The 7,177-nt window shown below is 63.7% G+C and carries 8 protein-coding genes and 1 riboswitch; of the genes, 6 read left to right on the top strand and 2 right to left on the bottom strand.

The annotated features are described in order from the left end of the window. From H926_RS26970 to H926_RS0111065, 5 genes are all read left to right on the top strand, one after another. The coding region (locus tag H926_RS26970) for a hypothetical protein (RefSeq protein ID WP_371256237.1) at positions 1-278 on the top strand (278 nt) is incomplete at its 5' end. An 18-nt stretch (positions 279-296) separates the two neighbouring features. After that, positions 297-659, top strand: a complete 363-nt coding sequence (locus tag H926_RS0111080; protein ID WP_022676355.1) for a hypothetical protein — start codon at positions 297-299, stop codon at positions 657-659. An 80-nt stretch (positions 660-739) separates the two neighbouring features. Continuing rightward, a complete protein-coding gene (locus H926_RS0111075; RefSeq protein WP_022676354.1) occupies positions 740-1,042 on the top strand; it encodes an alkylphosphonate utilization protein in 303 nt (100 codons plus the stop codon). Positions 1,043-1,106: 64 nt separating this feature from the next. Then, the gene (locus H926_RS0111070) at positions 1,107-1,535 is read left to right on the top strand and encodes an OsmC family protein (RefSeq protein ID WP_022676353.1); all 429 of its coding nucleotides are present in this window, start codon (positions 1,107-1,109) and stop codon (positions 1,533-1,535) included. 245 nt (positions 1,536-1,780) lie between these two features. Next, positions 1,781-2,074, top strand: coding sequence for a hypothetical protein (locus tag H926_RS0111065; protein ID WP_022676352.1), 294 nt, complete (start codon positions 1,781-1,783; stop codon positions 2,072-2,074). Positions 2,075-2,184: 110 nt separating this feature from the next. Here H926_RS0111065 and H926_RS0111060 read toward each other — a convergent pair whose 3' ends face one another. After that, positions 2,185-2,688: a glycine zipper 2TM domain-containing protein gene (locus H926_RS0111060; RefSeq protein ID WP_022676351.1), complete on the bottom strand. Its 504-nt coding sequence runs from the start codon at positions 2,686-2,688 to the stop codon at positions 2,185-2,187. A 136-nt stretch (positions 2,689-2,824) separates the two neighbouring features. After that, the gene (gene thiC, locus H926_RS0111055; RefSeq protein ID WP_022676350.1) at positions 2,825-4,690 is read right to left on the bottom strand and encodes a phosphomethylpyrimidine synthase ThiC; all 1,866 of its coding nucleotides are present in this window, start codon (positions 4,688-4,690) and stop codon (positions 2,825-2,827) included. Positions 4,691-4,754: 64 nt separating this feature from the next. Beyond that, positions 4,755-4,876, bottom strand: a riboswitch (TPP riboswitch). A 171-nt stretch (positions 4,877-5,047) separates the two neighbouring features. Here thiC and H926_RS26965 point away from each other — a divergent pair. Beyond that, positions 5,048-7,174, top strand: coding sequence for a TonB-dependent siderophore receptor (locus tag H926_RS26965; RefSeq protein WP_022676349.1), 2,127 nt, complete (start codon positions 5,048-5,050; stop codon positions 7,172-7,174). The last annotated feature ends 3 nt before the right edge of the window (positions 7,175-7,177 follow it).

The following is a 7,177-nucleotide window of genomic DNA, read 5'->3' as shown; positions in this document are numbered from 1 at the left end:
ATCAGGCAAAAGGGGCGCGCCACCCGTGCGCCCCGCCGATGAAACGCAGGAGAGTCGTCATGCAGAACGACCATACCCAACGACAGGAGCCGCCGGCGCGGCTGTCCACCGACGAAGCGCGTAGCGCCGTCGGCTTGAACGTGGTGCGCTGGGTACTTCTGATCAGCCTCGTGCTGGCAATCCTGGCCTTGTCTGCCATCTGGATCACCGGTGCGCTCACGACACCACAGGCCGATCACAACGGCGTCGTCAGTGGCCAGGCCACGCCATCTTCCTGATCTGCCGGAAACCGCGCGATGCCCAGCGGCTGGAAGCTCGAACCCGATAGCCGCGACCGCCTGATGGCGCTGTTCCCGCCACGCTATCCGCACACTGTGGCAGACCATGTGACGCGCACGGTTCATGCCGGCCCCGGTGATCCCTTGCCACCAGCGATCCGCCACGCCCGCGTTGTCGGCCATATCGATGACGGCGCGGGCGTGGAGGCGCTGGTGGTGGCGCTCGAAGGCTCCACCCGCAGGCCGGACGGTGGCATCTGGCACATCACATGGTCTCTGGCGGAAGACCGCGCGGCCCGGGAAAGCAATGTCGCCCTGGCCATGCGCGCCTGGAAACCCCGCGACGGTGGCGCAATCGTGCTCGTCCCGGCGGTGTGGTAAGACAAGTTCCCGCAAGGGCTGGCGCCCGTGCCCCCAACCTGCCATGGCCCCACCGGGACCACAGCATAAAGGGGCGGGACATGAGCGACGACGAATACGTTTACGATGATGAAAGCGGCGAATGGATGACGGCCGCGGAACTGGCCACGCGGCGCGCGGCGGCCAACGCCGTGGAAGTGCGCGACGCCGTGGGCAACGTGCTGCAGGACGGTGACCAGGTTACGCTGATCAAGGATCTTGATGTCAAAGGCGCCGGGCAGACGCTCAAGCGCGGCACGCTGATCAAGTCGATCCGCCTCACCGGCGACGCACAGGAAATCGACTGCAAGTTCGATGGGATCAAGGGCCTCGTGCTGCGCGCAGAGTTCGTGCGCAAGCGCTGAACTGGATGGAACGGGCCGCTGGCCAGGGCGTTCAACGGGCAAACCCCATCAAGGAGATGCCCCAATGCCCACCAGCACCGCTTCTGCCCGTTATGAAGGGCTCGGCAAGCCCGGCAAAGGATCGATAAGCACGGCCTCGGGCGTGCTGTCAGACCAGCCCTATGGCTTTGGCTCGCGGTTCGAAGGCAAGCCGGGCACCAACCCGGAGGAACTGATCGCCGCCGCGCATGCGGCGTGCTTCACCATGGCCACCAGCTTTGCCCTCGCCAAGGCCGGTTATGCCGATGGCACGCTCGACACGACCGCCAAGGTTACGTTGGAGGCCGATGGCGACGGCTTCAAGGTGACGCGCAGCGCACTTGCACTCAAGGCGGCAATCCCCGGTATCGCCGAATCGGATTTCGCCAAAATTGCCGATGAGGCCAAGGCCAACTGCCCGATTTCGCGCCTGCTGAACTGCGAAGTCACGCTGGAGCGCACGCTCGAAGCCTAAGCGTTCCGGCACTTTCCCGTGTTTTCGTATGCGCCCGGCCACCTCCCCCATGGCTGGGCGCATATTGTTATGCATGAAAACAAACGCTTTTCAAAACCGAGCGCTCGCCACTTGCAAATCATGCAAGCGGGCGGGCAACCTAAGCAATTGCTCGCAGGCGCAGCATGGGTGAAACGCGCTGCAACAAGAACACAACAGACGGGTGTCCGAAGGCAATCTCGCCTTTATGATCAGGGGAAATTGCCATGCTTCGTTCTTTCATTTCGACCGCCGCCGCCGCTCTCGTGCTTGCCGCCCCCGCCGTGGCCTCGGCCGAAACCCAGCCTGACAGCTTCGCCTACAAGGGCGTGAGCTATTCCTACACCACCGAAACCAAGGGCGAAGAAAAGATCGTCCGTGGCACCGCCTATGCCGGCAAGGTGCCCTTCGAACTGCACATCCGCAAGAAGTCGGTGGAAGGCACGTTCAACGATCGCCCGGTCGCCTTCACGCTCAACGACGTGAAGAAGCTCGGCATCGCGGTCGACGCTGCCAAGTAAGCCTGTTGAGGCCTGACGCGGGATTGTCCCGCGCCAGGCCGACATGAAAAAGGCCCTTTCGCCAGGCGGCGAAAGGGCCTTTTTCATGTGTGCCGATGCCCGGTTGGGGATCAGCGGCAACGCACGTTGTTGCTGTCGATCGCGGCACCGGCGGCAGCGCCACCGATTGCGCCGAGGATCGCGCCGAGCGGACGGGAATCGCCCTGGGCAATCACCGAGCCGAGCAGCGCGCCCGACACACCACCGACGATCAGGCCGGTCGAGCCATCGGAACGGCGGCAATAATAGCGACCATCATTGCCGCGATAAATCCGCTCATTGGCGCTCAGGCGGTGTTCGCCGTAGCGCGGATCGTCGCGGTAATAGCGATCGGCATAATAGCCGCCATAGCTGGGATCGGGACGGTTGTAGTCATAGTTGCCATAGCGGCGATAATAGCCATCGTCGCGATAGCCCCAGCCGCCGCCACCGGCATAGCCGCCTTCGATGCCGCCGTAGCCGCCGCGATGGCGGTGATAGCCGTTGTCATAGCCGGGGCGGCCATCATAACCATCGGTACAAGCGGCGGTCAGGCCCGACGCTGCAAGTGCCACTGCCAGCAAAGCCTTCTTCATGGCGCGATCTCCATCATGAGAGGAGCGGAGCGCCACCCGATGGCGACGCGACCTTCCAGATGGACAGGCAATGATCGGAAACCGCGCTGGTTCCTGCGCTGGTTACACGATGGCAACCAGCGCAGGACGCACCGCCTTATTGCGCGGCCGGCAGATAGAGTTCGCTACCGGCCTCGCGATACTTGTCGCTCATGGCCTGCATGCCGGCTTCGGCCTCTTCGGCGGCAATGAAAGTATCGGCGGCCTGGTTCTGTTTCGATGCAAATTCACGCACTTCCTGCGTGATCTTCATCGAGCAGAACTTGGGCCCGCACATCGAGCAGAAGTGCGCGGTCTTGGCCCCTTCGGCCGGCATGGTCTGGTCGTGGTATTGCTCGGCCGTTTCGGGATCGAGGCTGAGGTTGAACTGGTCGCGCCAGCGAAATTCGAAGCGGGCGCGGCTCAACGCATCGTCGCGCAGCTTGGCCGCTGGGTGTCCCTTGGCCAGATCGGCGGCATGGGCCGCGAGCTTGTAAGTGACGACGCCGACCTTGACGTCATCGCGATCGGGCAGGCCCAGATGCTCCTTGGGCGTGACGTAGCAGAGCATCGCCGTGCCGAACCAACCGATCATCGCCGCGCCGATGCCGCTGGTGATATGGTCATAGCCCGGCGCGATATCGGTGACGAGCGGCCCAAGCGTATAGAACGGCGCCTCGCCACAGGCGGCCAGCTGCTTGTCCATGTTCTCCTTGACCTTGTGCATCGGCACATGGCCCGGCCCCTCGATCATCACCTGCACGTCCTGCGCCCAGGCGCGCTTGGTCAGTTCGCCCAGGGTATAGAGTTCGGCAAACTGTGCCTCGTCATTGGCGTCGGCCACGCTACCCGGCCGCAGGCCATCGCCCAGCGAATAGGCGATGTCATAGGCCTTCATGATCTCGGTGATCTCGTCGAAATGCTCGTAGAGGAAGCTTTCGCGGTGGTGCGCCAGGCACCACTTGGCCATGATCGAGCCACCCCGGCTGACGATACCGGTCACGCGCTTGGCAGTGAGCGGAATATAGGGCAGGCGCACCCCGGCGTGGATGGTGAAATAGTCCACGCCCTGTTCGGCCTGCTCGATCAAGGTGTCGCGGAAGATGTCCCAGGTCAGGTCTTCGGCAATGCCGCCGACCTTTTCCAGCGCCTGGTAGATCGGCACGGTGCCGATCGGCACCGGGCTGTTGCGCAGGATCCATTCGCGCGTGTCGTGGATGTTGCGCCCGGTCGAAAGGTCCATCACCGTGTCGGCGCCCCAGCGGATCGCCCAGACCATCTTGTCCACTTCATTGGCGACGTCTGACGCGACCGCCGAATTGCCGATGTTGGCATTGATCTTGACCAGGAAATTGCGCCCGATCGCCATCGGTTCGCTTTCCGGGTGGTTGATGTTGTTGGGGATGATCGCGCGGCCGCGTGCCACTTCATCGCGCACGAATTCGGCCGTGACGTAATCGGGGATGCTGGCGCCCCAATCCTGGCCGTCGCGCACCAGGGCTTCCTTCAACTGGCGGCGGCCCAGGTTTTCACGGATAGCCACGTATTCCATCTCGGGCGTGACGATACCCTGGCGGGCATAGTGCATCTGCGTGACATTGGCGCCGGCCTTGGCCCGCAGCGGCGCCGGATTGACATTGGGGAACGCCGGCACGCCGCCCGAACGGTCCGGCCCCTTGAGGCCATTGTCCTCGGGCTTCACTTCGCGAGCGGCATAAGTTTCCACGTCGCCACGCGCCATGATCCAGTCATGCCGCAGGCGCGGCAGGCCGGCGCGAATGTCGATCGCCTGCTTGGGATCGCTATAGGGGCCTGAGGTGTCATAGACGCGCAGCGGCGGCTCGCCGCAGCCCGGCTCCAACGCGATTTCGCGCATCGCGACGGTCATGCCGGGGAAACGCGGCGATTCCACGTGAATCTTGCGGCTGCCGCGGATGGGGCCGGTGGTGACACCGATTTCGAGTGGGGAATTGAGATCGGCCATACACGAGGTTCCTTTCGTGTGGACGAACGAAAGGCTGTGGCACGCACGTGTAACGCTGGGCCGGCCCTCCCTCCGCCCGTGCTAACGGGTTCAGGTTCGACGGGTCGGGCTGCGTGACCAGCCCCTCTCAGCCTTTGCTCAACCCGGCAACGCAGGCGCGTTGCCCAGGCCACTGGCTCCCCGGGGTGCCCGCATCCTAGGGCCAAGGGCGCAAAGCTGCAAGCCGGGCGGACGCCATCGTCGGTCGAGTTGAGACAAGCGCTACTTTTTTGAAAATGATTATCACTCTCCTTGACTCATGATAACCATTCGCATTAGCGGGCGGTGAGAAATCATTGTTCAGGAAGGATTGAGACAATGGCCCCCACGCATTTGCGCCACGCGATGCTGGCCTGCGGCGTTTCGCTGGGTGTGCTGGCGGCTGCGCCCGCCCATGCCGACAGCACTGCGGACGCCGCGAGTGCCAGCGCCAGTGATGCCGACGCTGGCCGCACCATTGTGGTCAACGGCGAAAAGGGGGAGACGGTGGCAAGCGGCGCTACCGGCCTGGCGCTATCCTTGATGGATACGCCGCAATCGGTCAGCGTGGTCGATCGAAAGTTCCTGGATGACTTTGCGCTGGACGAAACCAACCAGCTGCTGCGCTACGTTACGGGCGTCAATGTCGACCAGGTCGAAACCGAGCGCACGTACTACAACGCGCGGGGGTTCGACATCGTCGACGCGATGATCGACGGGATCAGCCTGCCCAATATCTGGGGCCCGACGATCGGCGCCCAGGATTCGGTGATGTGGGACAACGTGGAAGTGGTGCGCGGGGCCAACGCGCTGCTCACCGGCGCAGGCAATCCTTCGGGCACGATCAATTATCACCGCCGCCATCCCACCGGCCAGCGCCATATGTCGGCCGAGCTGTCCTATGGCTCATGGAACAAGAAGCGCGCCGAGGTGGACCTTGACCTGCCGCTGACCGCCGATGGCAAATGGGCCGTGCGCGTAACCGGCGCGGCGCAGGACGGCGATTCCTACCTGCGCAGCTATCACCACAGCCGCACCGCGATTTCCGGCGTTCTGGATGGCGAAATCACCCCCAACCTGCATCTCTCGGCCGGCTATATGCGCCAGGATGGCAAGTCCACCGGGGTGATGTGGGGCGCCCTGCCCTTGCAGGACAGCAAGGGCAACCAGCTGGAGTTTGACCGCAGCGCCTCTACCACGATGGACTGGACCTATTGGAATACGCATGACCAGACCGCCTATGGCCAGCTGACCTGGGATTTCGCCCCGGGCTGGAGCGTGCGCGCCCATGTCACGCGCAAGTACCACAACGAAGATTCGCGGTTGTTCTATGTCTATGGCACGCCAAAGCAGGACAGCCAGACCGGCGCCTGGGGCGGGCTCTTTGGCAATCCCGGCGCCTATGCCCCCGTCGCCAAAGGCTGGATCTATGACGGCACGGTACAGGGCGGCTATCGCCTGTTCGGCCGCGACCAGCAGCTGACGCTGGGCGTGCAGCGCACGGTGGGCACCTATGAATACTATGGCCGCGCCGTGCCTGACAGCGATCCTGCCTGGGGTCAGATCCCCGGCCTGCCCGGCAGCTGGACTGGGCAGGAAGTGGCGCTCCCCGCCTATGGCGCCAGCGTGCAGCAGGAGCATACCGAAGATCGCCAGTGGCGCCTGCGCGGGGCATCGGATGTATCGCTGACCGAAAAGCTCAGCGTGCTGCTGGGCGCCAGTTACCTTGTCGAAAAGACGCGCGGGATCAGCTTTGGCGCCAGCACCGACAAGAACGAAAAGGCGCTGAGCCCATTCGTCGGCGTGACCTACAAGGCCCTGCCCGGCGTCAATCTCTATGCCAGCTATTCCAGCATCTTTGCCCCGCAGGCCAATCTCGACATCGACCGCAGGCCCTTGGGCGCGGCCAAGGGCAAGAGCTATGAAGCCGGGCTCAAGGCGCAGACACCGGGCGGCGGGCTGTTTGGATCGGTCGCCTGGTTTCGCGCCGAACAAAGCAACCTGGCCGACGCGGGCGCTTACGACACCGCCACCGGCCAGACCCTGTACAACGGCATCCGCGCCGTCAGCCGCGGGGTTGAGGCAGAAGTGGGTGGCAAGCTGACCTCCACGCTCACGATCCAGGCCGGCGCCACCACGCTCAAGATGGACGATGGCGCGGGCAGGCAAGTGCGTACGTATGTGCCGCGCAACACCGCCAACCTGGCACTGCGCTGGAATCCCATCGCGCCGCTGCAACTGGGCGCGGCGGTCAAGTGGCAGGACACGATCTATTCCGGCACCGTGCGCCAGGGCGATTATGCCACGCTGCAATTGCAGGCCGGGTATAAATTGAACGAGAACGTTCAGTTCAATTTCAACGTCGCCAATGTGACCAACCACAAGTACCTGACCAGCCTGTATTGGACGCAGGCCTATTACGCCGCGCCGCGCAATGTCACCGGCTCTGTCCGTGTGACGTTCTGACCG

The sequence above is a fragment of the Novosphingobium sp. B-7 genome (genome assembly GCF_000410615.1).
Taxonomy (GTDB): Bacteria; Pseudomonadota; Alphaproteobacteria; order Sphingomonadales; family Sphingomonadaceae; genus Novosphingobium; species Novosphingobium capsulatum.
This window is presented reverse-complemented; position numbering and strand designations above follow the sequence as displayed.